At 39.5% G+C, this 16,779-nt stretch carries 15 protein-coding genes and 1 pseudogene; 7 read left to right on the top strand and 9 right to left on the bottom strand.

The features are described from left to right. From BGL89_RS02160 to BGL89_RS02135, 6 genes are all read left to right on the top strand, one after another. On the top strand, window positions 1-180 hold a 180-nt coding region (locus BGL89_RS02160), incomplete at its 5' end, for a hypothetical protein (RefSeq protein ID WP_286824194.1). Continuing rightward, the gene (locus BGL89_RS02155) at window positions 146-1,219 is read left to right on the top strand and encodes a serine/threonine-protein kinase (RefSeq protein ID WP_286824193.1); all 1,074 of its coding nucleotides are present in this window, start codon (window positions 146-148) and stop codon (window positions 1,217-1,219) included. The genes BGL89_RS02160 and BGL89_RS02155, both read left to right, overlap by 35 nt. 178 nt (window positions 1,220-1,397) lie before the next feature. Next, a complete protein-coding gene (locus BGL89_RS02150) occupies window positions 1,398-1,682 on the top strand; it encodes a hypothetical protein (RefSeq protein WP_286824192.1) in 285 nt (94 codons plus the stop codon). A 191-nt stretch (window positions 1,683-1,873) separates the two neighbouring features. Beyond that, window positions 1,874-2,353, top strand: a complete 480-nt coding sequence (locus BGL89_RS02145; RefSeq protein ID WP_286824190.1) for a COP23 domain-containing protein — start codon at window positions 1,874-1,876, stop codon at window positions 2,351-2,353. Between the two features lie 59 nt (window positions 2,354-2,412). After that, window positions 2,413-3,831 carry a S1 family peptidase gene (locus BGL89_RS02140; protein ID WP_286824189.1) on the top strand — a complete coding sequence of 473 codons (1,419 nt, stop codon included), beginning with the start codon at window positions 2,413-2,415 and terminating at the stop codon, window positions 3,829-3,831. After that, window positions 3,815-4,747 (top strand): S1 family peptidase, encoded by a 933-nt coding sequence (locus BGL89_RS02135; protein ID WP_286824187.1) that lies wholly within the window; start codon window positions 3,815-3,817, stop codon window positions 4,745-4,747. Before BGL89_RS02140 ends, BGL89_RS02135 begins: the two co-directional genes overlap by 17 nt. 160 nt (window positions 4,748-4,907) lie before the next feature. Here BGL89_RS02135 and BGL89_RS02130 read toward each other — a convergent pair whose 3' ends face one another. From BGL89_RS02130 to BGL89_RS02115, 4 genes are all read right to left on the bottom strand, one after another. Further along, window positions 4,908-5,393 carry a PIN domain-containing protein gene (locus BGL89_RS02130; RefSeq protein WP_286824185.1) on the bottom strand — a complete coding sequence of 162 codons (486 nt, stop codon included), beginning with the start codon at window positions 5,391-5,393 and terminating at the stop codon, window positions 4,908-4,910. Further along, on the bottom strand, window positions 5,386-5,637 hold the full coding sequence (locus tag BGL89_RS02125) for a UPF0175 family protein (protein WP_286824184.1): 252 nt from the start codon (window positions 5,635-5,637) through the stop codon (window positions 5,386-5,388). The genes BGL89_RS02130 and BGL89_RS02125 overlap by 8 nt, the downstream gene beginning before the upstream one ends. 309 nt (window positions 5,638-5,946) lie before the next feature. Continuing rightward, on the bottom strand, window positions 5,947-6,303 hold the full coding sequence (locus tag BGL89_RS02120) for a DUF5615 family PIN-like protein (RefSeq protein ID WP_286824195.1): 357 nt from the start codon (window positions 6,301-6,303) through the stop codon (window positions 5,947-5,949). Then, window positions 6,300-6,605, bottom strand: a complete 306-nt coding sequence (locus BGL89_RS02115; protein ID WP_286824183.1) for a DUF433 domain-containing protein — start codon at window positions 6,603-6,605, stop codon at window positions 6,300-6,302. Before BGL89_RS02115 ends, BGL89_RS02120 begins: the two co-directional genes overlap by 4 nt. Window positions 6,606-7,329: 724 nt before the next feature. Between BGL89_RS02115 and BGL89_RS02110 the strand changes: the two are divergent. After that, window positions 7,330-8,076 (top strand): annotated as a pseudogene (locus BGL89_RS02110) (SIMPL domain-containing protein); the annotation flags it as partial. Between the two features lie 227 nt (window positions 8,077-8,303). On the opposite strand, the gene BGL89_RS02105 reads toward BGL89_RS02110, so the two are convergent. The 5 genes from BGL89_RS02105 to BGL89_RS02085 all read right to left on the bottom strand — a co-directional run bounded on the left by BGL89_RS02105 (window position 8,304) and on the right by BGL89_RS02085 (window position 16,211). Continuing rightward, window positions 8,304-9,965 (bottom strand): GUN4 domain-containing protein, encoded by a 1,662-nt coding sequence (locus tag BGL89_RS02105; protein ID WP_286824181.1) that lies wholly within the window; start codon window positions 9,963-9,965, stop codon window positions 8,304-8,306. 111 nt (window positions 9,966-10,076) lie between these two features. Beyond that, entirely contained in the window at window positions 10,077-10,526 is a 450-nt protein-coding gene (locus BGL89_RS02100) for a hypothetical protein (protein ID WP_286824179.1), read from the bottom strand. Between the two features lie 51 nt (window positions 10,527-10,577). Then, entirely contained in the window at window positions 10,578-12,590 is a 2,013-nt protein-coding gene (locus BGL89_RS02095; protein WP_286824178.1) for a phospholipase effector Tle1 domain-containing protein, read from the bottom strand. A 320-nt stretch (window positions 12,591-12,910) separates the two neighbouring features. Continuing rightward, window positions 12,911-14,080 carry a DUF6014 family protein gene (locus BGL89_RS02090; RefSeq protein WP_286824177.1) on the bottom strand — a complete coding sequence of 390 codons (1,170 nt, stop codon included), beginning with the start codon at window positions 14,078-14,080 and terminating at the stop codon, window positions 12,911-12,913. Between the two features lie 61 nt (window positions 14,081-14,141). Next, the gene (locus BGL89_RS02085) at window positions 14,142-16,211 is read right to left on the bottom strand and encodes an ABC transporter ATP-binding protein/permease (protein ID WP_286824175.1); all 2,070 of its coding nucleotides are present in this window, start codon (window positions 16,209-16,211) and stop codon (window positions 14,142-14,144) included. Between the last annotated feature and the right edge of the window lie 568 nt (window positions 16,212-16,779).

Raw genomic sequence — 16,779 nt, 5'->3', positions numbered from 1 at the left:
ACAGGCTCCTGTGGCTCTGATTGCTCCTGCTATCAATGGTTAATTCCTAGTCTGAACGAAAAGGCACTCCCGCGAGGGGGTGCTTTTTTGTGGGCATGGTTGCTAGAATATAAACCATCTTCCGTCAAGATTGCCAACCAAGACCATGAAACCCTCAATGATTATTGGCCAGTATTATAAAATTGTAAAAAAATTGGGCATGGGTGGATTTGGAGAAACCTATATAGCCGAAGATTTACGACGTTTAGGAAGTCAATGTGTTATTAAGAAGCTTATCTTTAAAAGCAATAACCAAGAGGAACTTAAAAAAGCGCAGGAGTTATTTAATCGAGAAGCTCAAACGCTAGTGAATTTAGGCAAACACGATCAAATTCCTTATTTACTTGCCTACTTTTTAGACAATCAAGAATTTTATTTAGTTCAAGAATATATAGAGGGCAATTCGCTGGAAGAAGAAATTCGCAATCGGGGAAAATTTGAGGAACAGGAAGTCATTGAATTTTTGCTAGGGATTCTCCCCGTTTTAGAATACATCCATAAAAAACAAGTAATTCATCGAGACATCAAGCCATCGAATATCTTGCGTCGGGATCGAGATAAAAAAATTATTTTGATTGATTTTGGAGGAGTCAAAGCACCTCTTTTAACCAATTCAACATTACCGAATTTATCAGGAGGAAATCTAACTAAAATTTTTACCAGTGGTTATACGCCAAAAGAACAAATGGACGGTTATCCAGAATTCAATAGTGATATTTATGCTTTGGGAATGACTGTTATTAAAGCTTTAACTGGTATTGAACCAAAAGATATATCTCGTAATTCGAGTACCAAACTGCTCGCATGGAGAACAAGGGCTAATAACGTGGGGGATCAACTAGCGGCTATTATCGATCGAATGATTCAAGAAAACCACATAGATCGCTATAAAAATGTAAAAGAAATTCTTGAAGACTTGCATCATTTAGGAAAAACAGTAGTTATCAATAATAGTCGAGTCAGTGTTCTTCGTTCGGCGATCAATACCCAGATTCCTATGGTCAATATACCTCTGGGCAAGTTTTTGATGATATTAGTCATGATCACAGGATTTATCTGGGGTTTTAATCTACTGAAGCCGAGCAAGTCCCCAATTCCAAACCCATCTCCTAGTCCTTCTTCGCCACCCGAAAACGGGGGAGGGATTTTTCTTCGTCCCGATAATCTAAAGAAGAACTAGGCTAGAGTCAAAGCACATCTAATCGTCTGGCTCGATAAGGGAAAGAAATGATTCTGGTTTCTGTGTGGAAATGGGGTATATACTGATAGTTTCTTCGGTAAAATAGCCCTAAAAGTCTTTTCCAGTAACCATTTCACCTTACATAAACAAAAATTATCACACAAAGTCGAGAAGAGCCATGACACGTCAATTTCATCAGATTATACCCCTGTTGGGATTATTGATTAGCTCGTTAAGTCTCTATACCGCCCAATACAATCTGCACTTTGTCTGGAAAAATCTAGTGATGAATTGTCAATCTCATCGCCATCTAGAAATTTGTCGGGATGTGCTACCGACTAGAGGTTCCGATAAACCTCTATTTCTTCGCACTGAAGAAAATGAACGAGAACGGTTGATCGAGCCATCAGAACCCCTATTTTTGCCGACTGATTCCTACCGAAAGCCGATCAGAGTACCTTGATTTTGTCAGAAAATCGTGACAAAACGAACACGGGTGCAGAAATTGTTGAGTTAAGATGATCTGAGTATTATCCTTAGTGCTGGAGGGTTTTAACGTTGAATAGACTCAAGAGGTTCGCAATAGTTCTTGTAGCGGCAGTAGTCGGATTTTCGGTCTTATTCTCTCAGCCGATTTTCGCAAAAAACCCGCCAGTGACGTTTCAGTGTCAAACTCTTAGTAGTGGTGTTCCCGCTACTGTGGCTACTAGCCCGCAATGGCAGAACCAACCACGTCAATTGATTCGGTGGTTAGAACCGTTAGCGTACACGCCGCTACGACGCTGTCGAGAGGTGAGTAATCGTCTTAATAAACAGTTCAGCAAAGGGGCTCAATATATAGGGCATGGTTATATCAACGGAAATCCCGCAATTTGTACTACTAATAAAGAGGGAGCTAAATGTAGAGAAGAGCAGCTTCTGTGGACGCTTAATGGAAATATTTACGGATTTGAGAATGGCAGTGGTGGGAAAGAAAGCCCTAGTCAGTTATTAGACGACTTGTTCGCTCTCCAAGATAGAAACGTTTCTGGGCGGCCTCTCAAGCAATGTGGTAATAAGTCAACCTTCGTTAAAATTATGGCGGTTTTACGAGGTGAAGAGAAGGTGGCCAGAGAAGTGTGTGTTTCGCAGTAATCATGAAACTTAGAAAATTTATCGTTATCTTTCTGTTAACTTGCATGGTGTTGTTCACCATGCAAGCTTTTTTATATCCTATCGAGGCACAAACTTCTCATTCTGATGAGCAACCCTCTATAGGGAAGATGGATGAAGATATGATAAGGGATATCGCTAGATTGATCACTGTAAGAGTTTACACAGTTTTATGGGAAGAATGGCCATTTACAACAGACGACAGCGGTTCGGGAGTTATCGTTGATAGACAAGAAATCAAACGGAAAAATAGTCAAAGCATCTACAATTATTTAGTCTTAACAAACGCCCATGTCTTATCTAGAAGTGGCACATTTTATATTCAAACTCATGAGGGTTTCATTCATAGAGGTCAAATTCATCCCAAGGCTAAATTCGAGCGAATGGGGGTAAAAGCTGATCTAGCCTTGTTATGGTTCGAGAGTCCTTATCAATACGAAACAGCCATTAAAAAAACCTCGGAAAATTTGCCAGATAAAAGTGACTTTTTTGTGACTGGATTTCCCTGTAAAGTAGGTGCAGTTCCTAGTACTGATTGTCCAGCAGAATTTCTTTTTACCAAAGGCAAAGGATGGGTTATTGATCGCTATCTAAAGGACGGATATCAATTGGCTTTTACCAATGACATCGAGGAAGGAACCAGTGGAGGTGCAATTCTCGATCATAAAGGGCATTTAGTAGGAATCAATGGAAAAGCAAAAACCACGGCTGATGCCCCACAAAATAGATACGCAGATGATAAAAAAGTTCCGTTCATTATTCAAGACAATGCTCCCTTATCTTTGGGATTACCTATTGATTGGTATTTATCGCTCAATTCTCAGCAATTATTTAGAGAATTACCGACCTCCACGCCTCAATTAGAACCGATCCGATTTTTGTCTCCACCTCCTTCCGTCAAATCAGAAACTCTTGGGGTAAGTAAGTTAAACCCCATGACTGCTGTTGATCGGTTAACTCTTGAACAAAAGTTGAACATGATCTTGATACTATCGGGGGTATTACCTTTGCTAGTATTGATTCTGATAATATCAGTAGTTTTGATGATAATCAAAAATATAATCGAAAATTTTTGGATTTATTTTCATCCAATAATCATAGCGAAATTTGAGATACAATCCGACCACAAAATTAAATTTATATCAGATTCTAGCATTGTCAATATTAAGGTGGTCGATATTCCTACACAGAAGTTAGAAACATTAAAATTAACAGCCGAACAAAACTGGAAGATAAGGCTTACTCCCTTAAGTTTGGGAAGCAATCAAAACAAAACTATTATCCCAAAAATAGTAAATACTGATAAAAACTATTATCGATACGAGCTATATAAAACAGAGGAAAATAACACAGTTATTTATAAAATTGTTTGTAAAGGGAAAAATCTTAAACAAAGATATGATATATCTAAAAGTAAAATTGTTGTCATTAAATTTGAATTTAATGACAACACTGGTTAATAAAAAATCTCTTGAAAAAAGAAATATTTTTCACGAAAGCAAAGTAAAAAAGATGAAGTATCGAGCTATTTATACCATTTATTTGTCAATTCTTTTATGGGGTATATTGGTAGGTTGTGAAAAAGACGGCACTACGCCACAACAGCAGGAGGTAAATCCATCAGTAATTTCCGAAATATTAAGAAAATCTACTGTGTATATCGAAGGAATAGGAACGGGTATAATCATCGGTTCCGCTTCTAATAATTACTATGTGCTAACCGCTAAACACGTAGTAGATAACCCATCTTCAAAAGAGATCGTTACCTACGACCGTCGATTCTATCCGATCCAAGAAATTATCCCAGATAGAACATTAGACCTAGCCATTGTTAAATTCACCAGCGAGATGGATTATCCTACTGTCACTTTAAATCGCAATATCTCTCAAGGTCAAGCAGTCTCGGTATTAGGTTGGAGATATTGTTCTGGAAAACCCAAAGAGGAGTTGACACTTGGAACTATAGAGCAGATCGTCCGATCCGATCAAGAGTATACCGAAAATGATAAAAAGCTTTTAGAGAATCTCGACGATCCAAAAAAACACTTTCAAGAGGGAAATCGAGTCAAATATACAAATCCAACAATTGAAGGAATGAGTGGGGCTGGAGTTTTTAATCAACATGATCAAGTGGTGGCTATTCATGCTACGGCTGGAACCTATGAGAACAGTACAGAAAACTGTTCGGTGTTAGATAGTACCCATAGTCCTAACTGGGGAATTCCGATCGAGGTTTTTTTAGATTCTCCATTATCTCGCGGAATCCCGATCAAAACGATCAAAGCTTCTCCTGACCAGAAGGAAAATCCTTCCCCGCAGAATATCAAGGAACAATCAAATGAGCCGATCTTTAAAAGACCGAAATCAAGAAATTAATCTCATTTGTTTGACCTGTACCGTTTACTGTTCATCATCGTAAACGTTTAGGGGTGAAAGCGGCACTCACAGGAAAGCAAATTCTGTCTTTGATTGAACGGTATTTTCGATTAGTTGTCCCGCACGTCTGTTACCGAGGGGAGAGGGAAGGGGAACTATTCTATCCTTCACCAGCTAATTTTAAGACAGAAGTACAAGTAGTGGCATCTAAGCGAAAATTCAGCAATTCTAGTTGATTAAGAATTGGCTCAATACGGTGTAGATAACCATTTTGTTTAGCCTTTAATAATATTCCCATTGTTCCAGTGAGTTTTATTCCTAATAAGTTTGCATATCGTCTTGCCAATCCATCATCAAGTAAAGCGAGAGAATCGGGAATTTCTATTGCTAAAGCTAATACTTCTTTTTCTCCTTTTCCTAAATCAGTGACAAGGGGTAAAAGAGAAACTGATTTTGCTTGTTGAATAATTATCCAACTTAAGGAGGTTATATCAGGTAAAGAGATTCCAGAAGCCTTTCCAACAGTTAACTCTTGATCTACTGAAAAAGGAATAATTATCTGTCCGTAAAAGTTTGGTAGTAACTCAAGTAAGTTAGTCTGATAGAGGTATTGAATCGGTGATGTATCGGCAATGACGTTAGGCATTGGCCATATCCTCGATTAATTCTGCTTCCTTGAGTCGGAAGGTATCAACTCCATAGTCTGCAAGTTTAGAAAGAAAAACAACTCGTGGAATACCTGCTAAATTGGCAGCAGTGCCAGAGGAAAGTTTTCCCAGTTCATAAAGTTTAATGGCAGCAAGAAGAGAGATTTCTTGTGCCAGTTGTTCTGGGGTGAGATGTAAAGCGAGGGCGGTTTCATCGGGTAGGGAGAGAGTGATTTGGTACATGATGAATACTAGAGTTTTTCTTATTATACTAAATCCGTTGAGTATAGGCTACACATCAGTACAGGCAAAAGTAATAAGCAATAGACAAAAGGGGCAACAGATAATCAGTTTTTAATAACCGAATTTAGTACCAGACGCTTCACGAAGCTATTAGACGAACTCCTCTTCTGGAGGCTTTATCTGTAGTCGGCATTTTTCGCCGTTTCTGTGTGTATAAATAGGCAGAGATTTTATGAGCTTAAAAAAAGCGAAATAAATGGCAAAAGAGCGAGGAATAGGATTTAAGTTTTAAGATTTGTAAATTGTAGCTTACCCTTTAATAAATTCTACATTATTCTCGATCTGTTCACTTGTTTTCCCAGAAATTAATTCCAAAATTTGGCGTAATTGTTCTCCAATTGAGTAACGTTGTTGAGGAGCGAGTATGATTCCTCGATGAGATTTACTTTCCGTTAAATACTGAGTGTGTAGGCGGTAAAAATCGCCTCGATTAAAAGTGTATAATACCCTTCCTTGACCAGTAGCATAGTCTAATTGTTCTGAATCGGAGCTCCCCAACATCGCTGCTTCTGTAGCCGTTATCACATCGACTCCTCTTGCTCTTAAAGCCGCTACAAGGCTCTGATCCATCGAGTCTTCATCTAAATATAATGTCAGCTTGACTATTTATTTAACTTAGATTGAAGCCACTCCTGTTCAAATTGTTTCACCTCGGCTTCTTCCTGAGCTAAATCAGTTTCAATTTCTTCCCTGTTGGCATGATAGTAAGTTAAAGCCGCATAAACTTTGGCTAAATCCAAATGGGGATGTCCTATCCGGTTTAAAATTTCTTCAGGAGTCAGCCCTAATTTATACCAAGAAACAATGCGGCGTACTGTAAATCCTGTCCCAGTAATTGTTGGTCTTCCTCCTCGAATTTCAGGAGAATGATCGATTAAAGTTCCAATTTCAATTGTCGTCGTAGTCATGATCCAAATCATTAATAAATTTGCCTTTTAATTAGGGTTTGCGGCAAAAAGTTTTTCTTGGGGGCAGGGTGAAAAAGTCCCGGAATTTTCCCCCTGATCACTCCCAGTCCGGTACTTTTTGATTGACAAAAAGTCTAAAAGTCTTACCCAACAAGGTTTTTATATTTATTCAGCAGACCCTAATTATATCATAATAACGGTTGAAAATAAAGCTAACATTTTCAATTTAGCAATTCTCAGTTTTAGACACAGCAAGTCTTTTAGTGATTTTAAGAACATTTTAAAGGGGGATTTTTGGGCAACTTTGGATGTACTATCACGTCAAAAGCCTGAAGACTCGTGAAATGAAATTCGCAATCCCATGGAATTTTATGCCGCATTATGCGAACTAACCCCCAAAAGCCTTGCTACAGGGCAAATTTAGAATTGCTATTCTAAAGGAGATTTCCGTGATCGCAGTTTTAAAATGTCCCTCAAATAGAGAAGAATCAGAGGAAAGCTTATCCAGTCAAGTTTTGAGCGAAAGCGACCGCAATCTCAGATATCTTGGGGATTGTTGCAAAAAAGAGGCTTTATGCCTCTTTTTAGGTGATTTCTGGCCAAGATAGTCGATCTGTAAAAGCGCATCAACCTGACGCAAGAAAAATTGATTTTTGTAAATAATAATTTCAACTCGCTCGCTACTAGCATAGGATAGAAACGTCCGATTTCTAGGATGGGGATGATGAAAGACAGTTCTATATTCCGACGTTTCCCACAAGTATTCGCAGGTTTGTCGGTGCTATCGATCGCTCTCGTCTTGAGTTCCTGGATAGCGGCGCGCTCCCTCTTAGCGGTGAAACGGGCCAGCGATGTTTTTGTCGTGACTGGTTCGGCAAAAAGGGCGATTACATCCGATTATATTCTCTGGCGTTTATCGGTTTCCAGTCAACAACCCACCGCCCGCGAAGCCTACCGCGATCTGATCCGGCAAACCGAGCGGATACGAGCTTATCTCAAAGAAAAACAAGTTCCCGACGACGCAATCACCACCAACGCGATCGAGACGATGGCGATTCCCGAAGTAACAGCTAACGGCCAGGAAACCGGGCAAATTCTCGCCTATCGCCTCACCCAACGCTTCGAGATCCGAGCGGGGGATGTGGCCCGTTACACGGAACTTTCTCGGCAGGTAACGGAATTGATCGAGGAGGGAATTAACCTCGTCTCCGAACCCCCCCAATACCTTTACACCCAACTCGATAAGCTGCGGGTGGAAATGGTGGCGGCAGCGACCAAGGATGCGAGAGCCAGAGCCGAAGCGATCGCCAGTAGTACCGGCAGTCGGGTGGGAAGGGTGCGCGATGCGAAAACGGGAGTTTTTCAGATCACCTCGCGCAATTCCACTGACGTGAGCGATTCGGGAATTTACGACACCTCCTCGATCTACAAAGATATTACCGCGGTCGTTTCGGTGACTTTTTGGTTTGAATCCCCTGAGTGGGCGGTAGTGAATGGCTCGATTGAGTTGAACCCTGGAACTCGAAAGTCTGCATAAGAGACAAAAAGGGAGAGTAGCGAAAACCTCGTCAAACATAGCGCAGGGGTTCCGATAAACAACGGTGAAGGGAAAACCAGTAAAAATCTTTGTCGTCAGACAGATAGGGTAGGGCATACCCAAATCTTGGTTGAAAGACCAAAACGCTTTAGATAATCGCTTTAAAAGTCAGACAGAGGAATAATTCCACAGGCTTGAATTTTGCTTAAAACGAGGTGAAGTTGCCACAATAACCAATTGCCAACTCTCCAGAAAGCCACGGAGTTTTGATTGTCAGAAGCTTCCGCAGATGGGTAACAAAGATTTTCTTCAAAAATCAACCAATGAACGGGTAAATGACCGAGGGGAGAATTCGGCTCTAATTCAAAGTTTAGTTGCTCATAATTGAGCCATTGACCTTCTTTCCGCCAACCCAGCCGATCGCCAAGTTTCTTTTGGGTTTCATAATCCACTAAACCACCGAGACTAGAGAAAATGGCTTGCTGAATACTAAAACCGAAATGACCATTACTATAATGAAGCCAAAGTTGATCAATTTTTTTCAGATCCGAACAAGGTAATTGAGCAATATCTTGAGGATAAACCTCATTCCAGTAGGTTCTACCCAAAATTTTTAATAGTAGTTGGGTTGTTTGGCGATCGGCCGCTTGCCACTGTTGCTTTCTTAGCAAATCTTGTAATTGATTATAATCAATATCAGCCGATTCTTGAGTTAAGATATTTGGGGAAGTCTGGGGATTTTTAGAAGTAGAAGATTTGTGAAGACTGTTTTGAGTGAATTGAGAGACAACTATTGCCAGGGGAGTTTTGGGGATAGTGTCTTTTTGACAAGCCTCTTGTTCTGCTAAATGATGAGATAATTTATTGATGGTTTTTTCTAGGGAAATAAATTGTTCTGACCATTCACTTTCATTGAATAAGTAATCATTAAATTGATCAGAGGAAAAAGCCTCTTTTAACCTTGCTTCTTTCTCGTAACCAGTCGCCAGAAAATTTAGCAAAAACTCAGAATTTATGGCTGAATCTGACGTTTCTAAGAGAGCAGGCTGAGGTGGAAAAATATTATCTACCAAATACTTAATTTCTCCAACTGTTGCATAAAATTCTTCATCCACCTTAATCACTTCTTCTATTAATAATTGAAAAGGAGCAAAATAGTCCTGTAAGTAGTTTTCAAAATTAATCGCATTTTGGGCAAGATCAGCAATTTCTTGGCGAACTCGTTGAGATTTGAGTTGATAATGATTTAATTCCTCATAAATTTTGAGTTCTTGAATAATTGCTTGCACAATTTTTTTCTGCTGTTGAGTATCCTCGGCTAATTTCTGAACTCCTTCCCCTAGTAATTTAGTTTTTCTCAACATCAAAAAAGATGTTTTTCCCAGTAGCAAAATTGACCGAAAATTTTCCTGTTTTTCTAGCTTGAGTTGATTGAGAATATTCTGATTATTATTGTTTTTAATTTCTAACTTTATTCTCTCGTAGTCTAATATTTTCAATTCTTGATATTTTTGGGAAAATAAAATTTTGAGATTGTCACTGAGTTGGAGTAAAAAACGATAATATCCGTCCTGATAGATTTCTAGTCCATTAATTAGTAAATTATAGTCTTTAATTAATAACTGAGTCTCGATCAAGATTTCTTGTTGAGTAATTTTTTCTTTTCGTTTAATAATCTTACCAAAATAGTAATGGTAGCGAACTCCTTCTTGAATTAATTTCCGACGTTCCTTGATGATTTTCTGAAAATTTTTTAAGTATCTATTTTTAAAAACAGGAAGTTGATAGCTTTGCTCATAAATGGCAATTTTTTTATAGGTCATCAGATGTTGAGAGTTCCTATTTAGCATAGCTATCTTAGACCAAAAAATTCCTCAATACTTAGCAATAATCATCCGCTGCCCCCATCTCTTGCAAGAGGGAGCAATACCTAATTAAACATTTTCAACTTCAACAACAACTGGTTCATTTTCAATAACTGGTTCATTTTCAATAACTGGTTCATTTTCAATAACAACTGTTTGAGGATTTTCAGGAGTTGGCTCAGTTACCGTTTCTTGCTGCTTTACTGTCTGTTCTTGATGGTCAGTCAAGTGTTTTTTGGTTTTTAATTTCAGGTCATCAGTCAGAGGTAAAGCATCAATTTCAGCTAAAAGTGTTTCCAGGGATTCTTTTTTACTTCGCTCAGTGTAAAAAGCATTCAGAACCGCTTCAATTCCGTACTCGGCGATCGCATCTCCTAAGACAGTAACCAACCCCATCGCTCCGATACCCAGAAAAACTACAAAGGGTTGTCCGAGGGTGAAAATTAGCACGATGACAGCAATAATAGCCGAAGCTAAATAAGTACCTGCCACTTTTTTGATAATGTTATCGAGTTCCATAAAAATCACCTCAAATTTCTAGCGAAGGATTAGTTTAATTTTAAAGCAAGGTTACTCTGTCTGTTGATCGTCGTCAAGTAAAGCTTGAAGAAAAGGTTCAAGACTTTTGGGACGATAATCGGAAAAGGCCTTTAATCGTTTTACCACACTGTGATGAACAGTGACAACTTTTGTATTGAAATATCGCCATTGCTCACCTCCCAAGGCCGACAATCCTTTAACAGTATTATCGAACTTGATGGTCGGGTCTGGTTTAATTTGGAATTCCTCGGATTCAGAGGTAGTTGAATTAAACTCTAATCCCAATTTTTTGGCTTGATTAATCATCCATTGTAACGGGTAGTCGGAAAGTCCTTGATATTCTTTTTTGCCACCACCTAGACAGGTATGTTCACCGACAAATAAAACTTCTTTGACAACTTGTTCAGGATTTTCGGGATTGGCTTTGATCGGAGTGGAAGGGAAGTTTCTACGTTTTTCATCAATGGCAACAGCATGAAAAGCATTCTGGATAATCGGACTTAGTTTTGTATTACTAAATTCATATTTTTTATGATAAAACTTAGCCAGGGGAAACCAGGGAGTTAAATCGGGAATACCAAAATTGCCAACTGTATCCCAACAACCTAACATCTTGACTGGAATACGATCTTGAAAATCTTCCTTTTCTGTCTCAATTTTTTTAGCATTAGCGGCACGAAATTGTTGAGCTTTGGCACTATCGGAACTAACGGTGTGGTCTCGATAGAGTTGATAAGCTAGGGGAATTTCTTTAATCTTAGAGCGTTTTAGGATTCCACATTTATCGATAAAACTGGCCAAACATCGAACGATATATGCTCCTCGACTAAAACCTAACAAATAAATTTCATCCTCGGTTGTGGGATTGTAGTTAAGGACAAGAAAACGATAGGCATCTTGAATCATTCGATCGAGGCCCCAGCCAAAAGTTTCATTCCCTAAACTTTTAATAAATTCGTTATCTTCGGGGCTGCCAGAACCTGACAGAAAGACGATTTGGGGGGTTTGATCTTCGGCAATATACTTAATGGATTCGGCGAATTTAACCACATTGGTGGGGTAAGCACTGGCAGAGTCTTCCCAAGAACCATCACAACAAATAATTAACCGTTTTTTCTGGTTTGAATAAGTGAGGCTATCCAGTTGAGAAATTGCTGTTTCAGTAATCTCCTCAATTTCATTGCTGGCAAGGGCAGCTTCTTCGGCAATTATAATTGATTCTGAATTATCTTCCCGGGAAGGTTCTTGATTTTCAGATGGAGCATCCTGTTCAATCACTTCTTCTTCTTCAAGGGAGTTAAAAATTTCGTTGACCATTGTTATCCTTTTCGCACTCCTTCTAGCTTTACTGCTAGTCTGAGTTTTTGATTTAGGGATCGAGGTCGGTTTGGAGGGAAGACTATCTAGTTGCCAGGTTGTCCCATAAAGAATACCATGATTGCTATAACTTGTTTGATCCTCGGCACTGCCATTGAGTGATAAATAAGTGACTAAACCAAGGTCATCAACTAAGGGAGATTGATACATCGCTTCTTGGATTTCTTCTTGGCTACGCGCTTGATTCCAAACAGAAAGTTCTGCAAGACAACCTTGCCAATAATGGGAGAGATTAACAGAGGCTCCCAAGATGATTTTTTCAATCCCCGTTAAGGCCCGGTTATGACCGTTGCCACGATGCCAAATGATCCCATTGCGATAGATCAACATTCGGCCTGTGGTCGCATTTTTGACAAAGGCCCAGTGAGTCCAATCACTATAATCTTTAAGCTTGACTTTTTTTTCAATTCGATCGAAACCTTCTTCATTTCCCGCGTCCCAAAAAATCGCAGGTTTCACGGGATCGCCCCAGGGCAAGGTAATATGTAGAACGCGGTTATTTTCCTGATTAACAGCTTCTAAAAGAGTGGTTTCTGTGGATAAATTATTTTCCCCTTTTGCCCAAAATGTAATGGTAATACTCTGATCGATGTCAAGAAATCCGTGGGATAGCTCCATGTGATCATCGATGCCATTAAATTTTAGTACAGAGCGTTGTTCAGCCATTGGTTTTGTAATCACCTAGGGGAGAAAGAGGTAATCAGGGGTTCAGGGATTCTGACTAATAAGAGACTGATTTATCTGTCGTGATTTCCCAGAATGCTACCGCCTAGCTTAACACATTTTAGTTATCTAGTGATATATATAAATAAATGTGTAGGAGTCAACGACTAATATTCCAGGGCCGGCACTTGCTGTGGCGAGAAACTCAGAGGAGTTGACCCCAATCCCTATCGCCATCAAGTAGTAGAGACCTAGTACTTGGAGGGATGCACATGGCTGACTGACATCCCTCACCGGGCCGGTTATCAGCAAACCCTAGGTACTTATTGTAACTCTGACCAAATTCCTCGGCAGCGCTCTACAATTAGTCCCTGAAAAATTAATTGGGTTGCGGGATGAATCTCTACTTTATACAGAGCAAAAAGACCTGTTGGACTATTTAGATTTAACTCCCTTCGCGTTAGAGATAAAGCTTTTGTTCGGTGCATTTCCACCGCTTTTAGTAAGCCTGGATAACTGACATTACGCAAGGCCAATTGACCATTTTTTGTGAGATAAATAGCATCATTTTGCAAGAGATATTCCAAACTGATCAAACTAGCGTGGACATCCACATCTTTTTCTAAACCCCCTAAACGGTGAGCATCTAAACCAAAGCGAATGCAGAAATTAACAGCGACTAATTTTCCCGCTTCTTCGGCAGGTAAAGCACAGTCGGCAAATTCAAAGCCTAAACTATCTGAGCGCCACTCCTCGACTCCGGCATAGGTATAGTTTTGAAACAGTTTATTTTTGAGTTTCAAGTCAAATCCCAACCCACTAGCATGACCTGCTTCATGGAATTGGGTATCGAGATGGCGATAGCGTTCACCATTAATTTGATCCTCTAGGGGTCCTAATAGTAAATCGGCTGTTTCTGGCTCAAAAATTTTTCGGATACATTCGTAGCTAGAACCGGAAAAGCGTCTTTTTTGCTCACTGGCATTATTTAAAGCTGGCCCCTGAACACTATTGGGAAAAGTCCACCTATGAGGAACGATAAAAGCCTCCCCCTTTTCTCCGCTAACTGTACCACAACTAGCAATTTCAGTAAAGGACAAATTTCTGGGAATCGGTTGTCCTAAACTGCCAAATTTTTCACGAATTAACCTTTCTAGTTGTTCAATAGAAGGTTCACTATTTTTATGAATTTTTCCGTAAATCGCACTCAAAGTGACTTGTTGCTTCCCCTGACGATTGATGCTATAGGGAGCAATCATCAGAAAATAACCATTTTTATCGATAAAATTCAGATTAATGAAATCTTCTGATAAAATGCTCCAGTCATCGGTTTCTAAAGCCGCTGCTGTTTTCAGAAGCCACTGAGCCGGAATTTCACAGTTATCTGCTTCCTGTTGACGCAGTTTTTTCGCCGCAATTGCAATTTTATTTTGCTGGATATCTTGGACGATTTCTTGGAAGAACTGTTGTTGATTAACCAGGGTTTGATTCATTTTTTTGGTAGCTAAGTTGGTGTCATGGTTTAACGTTGTTTTTTGACCCATCTCTCATCGGCTAAACTCTTAGCCATTTTAAGATTTTAGGGTCTTTGTCATAGCGATAGGTCAGTCCATCTTTTCCCGTAATTGATTTTCCCTGACTGGCTTTGCTTCTAATGCTACTGAGAGAATAGTCGCTTAATTCCTTCATTTGTGCATGGGAAAGTCCTTCTTCGACTTCTGTTAAGATTGTTGTCGTTGGCGATTCGGGGGGGGGTTCCTTGGCAGAATTGATTTTAGGATTGACCTCGGTTTCCTGATTCGGTAAATCTTCAAGTCTAGTTTGAGAATTATCGACAGAAATATTAATAATTTCTTTCGCTTTTTGTCGGCGATATTCCTCCACTGTAAGCAGTTGCCAATGGGAATTACTAGAGAGTTCTAAAACCCATTGATGGTAGTTAAAGAGACTTTCCCGATGTCCAACACTAATAAAAGTTGTGTGAGTTTTTTGCAATTGCCGATATAAATTTTCCTCATTGTTTAAGTCCAAAGCACTTGTGGCTTCATCTAGGATAGTAAAACTGGGACGGGTAATTAATACCCTAGCAAAAGCCAAACGTTGTTGTTCTCCCAGGGACAAAATGTTTTCCCAAGGCTCTTCTATATCAAAGCTATTGACTCGATTTAGTAAATTTTGGAGATTGACTTCTTGCAAAACTTCCCTCAATCTTATCTCATTGGTTTCTTGATTACGATTGGGATAAAGTAACTGTTCTCGCAAGGTTCCTAATATTATATAGGGACGTTGGGGCAGAAACAATACTTCTTCTAGGGGGGGACGCACTAATCGGCCGGTTCCTGCATTCCATAAACCGGCAATCGCACGTAGCAAGGAACTTTTACCCCGACCACTCGGACCGACAATTAATAAACCTTGTCCAGGCTGAACAGAAAGGGAGAGGTTTTCGACAATTACCTGTTCATAATCGGGAGTTTGCAAGGTGACATCTTCAAAGGAAAATTGGGTTTCTTCGATGGTTTTAATCGTGCTTAAATTTTCCGGTTGTTTAATGACTTCTTCTAAGGCTTCGGAAAATTGCGATAGACGTTCAACATAACTGCTAAATTGTGCCGAAGTGCCAAATTCACTAATTAATTCCGCCAGCGCCGTAGCAAACAAATTAGCCGCTAAACAGGCTTGCCCGACCTGTCCGAAACTAATGCCCTCACTATTGATATACAAAGGACCCAAAATGACAAAAGTAAATACTTGAATTGCCGCCTGATAGCCCCGACTAAAAATTTCTGTGCCTCTCTCCCAATCAATTTTACGTTTAGCACTGTCTAAGAGTTTATTAAATCTCCGCTGAATAATATTTAATTCCTGATTTTCTCCCTCAAAGAAAGCGATCGACTCCGCATGATTACGAATGTGGGTTAGAGCATAATTATAGTTAGCCTTAAGTTCTAATTCTTCTTGAGTGATTTTATTTAAGGCTTGGTTAAAATAGATAGCAATGACGTTACCGAGAATTGTCCAAACGACTAAAATAATGGCGACAGAGGAAGAAATTGACCAGAGAATCACTAAAAAAGTGATCATATCTAGGACATTTTCTAGGGAAACTGCAAAAAAGGAGAGAGCTTTACTGGTAATCGGCTCAATTTCCTGGGATAAACGCTGATCTGGGTTGTCGATATCGGATTTAAAATTAATTCTGTAATAGGCGCGATTATGCAAATATTTTGTGAGAATCCAGTCATTGAGCCAAGCATACCAATCCAGGGCGATTCTTTTCCTGAGAAATTTAAGCAAGCCAACCAAAAGGGTGACAAAGAGCAGTCCAACCGCGAAAATTACCAAAGTTTTGACAAATTTATCAAAATCATTTTTTTCAAGAATGACATCAACTAAGTAATTACTAACAAAGCTATTGAAGGCATTTAAGCCTACAACCGCTAGGATTACCCCGATTAGTAGGATGAGCATTGCCCAAGCTTGAATCACATCGGCAAAAGTCCTTCCCCCCGATTCAGTAGGATACCAATAGGGAGCAGCGATCAGCTTGACACTGTGCCAAAATTTGCTGACATCGGAGATAATATTAGTCGTCGATCGATCTTGAGAGACTTTGGCGGACATATAGCATTTATATTTGAGTTGTGGACATTTTGCCGGAATGATTTTAGATTTTGGCTGGATTGGCGGAGTTTATTCTGGGGTTGTCTGTTGGGTTCTAGTTTCAGGAGAAACCTTCCCCTGTGTAGAAGGCAATTGGCGAAAATATAAAGCTCCCCGACAATTTTAAGGTTATTGTGCTTGAGTTGTGCTAACATACTCCCGTCGCTTTATCTGTCAGTATAGAGTGCTCGCTTTCTCAGCCACCCTTGCTACTGCTTCTTTAACCCTCGTTATCTTACTACAAGTAACCATTGTTTTGATAGCTAAAGCTAGTGAGCGCTTCTCAGACTACCACATATTACCGAATTTCGTTGACCATGACAAATTTTTTTTCTATGATAAGATTTCAGGATACAGGTTTCAAAGCAATGAGGTGCGCCGATTTTCTTCCCCGTTTCCTGTTCCCCGTTCCCTCAAAGCGATAACATATCTTGCGATATCATCGAAAATTTTGGGTCTGAAACCCCGTCGTTCTACGACGGCTTTACCGTTAAATATTAGCGCATTTACACGATATATGCTAAAATGT

Source organism: Microcystis sp. LSC13-02, assembly GCA_002282935.1.
In the GTDB taxonomy this organism is placed as follows: Bacteria; Cyanobacteriota; Cyanobacteriia; order Cyanobacteriales; family Microcystaceae; genus Microcystis.
This window is presented reverse-complemented; position numbering and strand designations above follow the sequence as displayed.